Source organism: Vibrio sp. 1180_3 (genome assembly GCF_029478545.1).
Classification (GTDB): Bacteria; Pseudomonadota; Gammaproteobacteria; order Enterobacterales; family Vibrionaceae; genus Vibrio; species Vibrio aestuarianus.
The window spans coordinates 1-1,654 of sequence record NZ_SJFM01000108.1; the positions used below are offsets into that span (position 1 = coordinate 1).

General features: G+C 52.8%; 1 rRNA gene. It reads right to left on the bottom strand.

What is annotated here, in order from left to right:
- Window positions 1–57 precede the first annotated feature (57 nt).
- Window positions 58–1,604 (bottom strand): 16S ribosomal RNA (locus tag EYW48_RS21035).
- Window positions 1,605–1,654: the final 50 nt, after the last annotated feature.

A 1,654-nucleotide genomic window follows, 5' to 3' on the forward strand; every position in this document is an offset into this window, starting at 1 on the left:
CTCTAAAACTGTATAAACCATCAATCTGTGTGGACACTCATCAGTGTAATCATCGTATAAGGAGGTGATCCAGCGCCAGGTTCCCCTAGCGCTACCTTGTTACGACTTCACCCCAGTCATGAACCACAAAGTGGTGAGCGTCCTCCCCGAAAGGTTAAACTACCCACTTCTTTTGCAGCCCACTCCCATGGTGTGACGGGCGGTGTGTACAAGGCCCGGGAACGTATTCACCGTGGCATTCTGATCCACGATTACTAGCGATTCCGACTTCATGGAGTCGAGTTGCAGACTCCAATCCGGACTACGACGCACTTTTTGGGATTCGCTCACTTTCGCAAGTTGGCTGCCCTCTGTATGCGCCATTGTAGCACGTGTGTAGCCCTACTCGTAAGGGCCATGATGACTTGACGTCGTCCCCACCTTCCTCCGGTTTATCACCGGCAGTCTCCCTGGAGTTCCCGACATTACTCGCTGGCAAACAAGGATAAGGGTTGCGCTCGTTGCGGGACTTAACCCAACATTTCACAACACGAGCTGACGACAGCCATGCAGCACCTGTCTCAGAGCTCCCGAAGGCACTCCTGCGTCTCCGCTGGATTCTCTGGATGTCAAGAGTAGGTAAGGTTCTTCGCGTTGCATCGAATTAAACCACATGCTCCACCGCTTGTGCGGGCCCCCGTCAATTCATTTGAGTTTTAATCTTGCGACCGTACTCCCCAGGCGGTCTACTTAACGCGTTAGCTCCGAAAGCCACGGCTCAAGGCCACAACCTCCAAGTAGACATCGTTTACGGCGTGGACTACCAGGGTATCTAATCCTGTTTGCTCCCCACGCTTTCGCATCTGAGTGTCAGTATCTGTCCAGGGGGCCGCCTTCGCCACCGGTATTCCTTCAGATCTCTACGCATTTCACCGCTACACCTGAAATTCTACCCCCCTCTACAGTACTCTAGTCCGCCAGTTTCAAATGCAGTTCCGAGGTTGAGCCCCGGGCTTTCACATCTGACTTAACGAACCACCTGCATGCGCTTTACGCCCAGTAATTCCGATTAACGCTCGCACCCTCCGTATTACCGCGGCTGCTGGCACGGAGTTAGCCGGTGCTTCTTCTGTCGCTAACGTCAAAGAATACCGCTATTAACGATACCCCCTTCCTCACGACTGAAAGTACTTTACAACCCGAAGGCCTTCTTCATACACGCGGCATGGCTGCATCAGGCTTGCGCCCATTGTGCAATATTCCCCACTGCTGCCTCCCGTAGGAGTCTGGACCGTGTCTCAGTTCCAGTGTGGCTGATCATCCTCTCAGACCAGCTAGGGATCGTCGCCTTGGTGAGCCATTACCTCACCAACTAGCTAATCCCACCTAGGCATATCCTGACGCGAGAGGCCCGAAGGTCCCCCTCTTTGGCCCGTAGGCATCATGCGGTATTAGCCATCGTTTCCAATGGTTATCCCCCACATCAGGGCAATTTCCTAGGCATTACTCACCCGTCCGCCGCTCGTCATCTTCAAAAGCAAGCTTTTGAAATGTTACCGCTCGACTTGCATGTGTTAGGCCTGCCGCCAGCGTTCAATCTGAGCCATGATCAAACTCTTCAATTAAAGTTTTGTTGGTCCTAAGACCGGCTCAATGAATACTGACTTCAAAACTG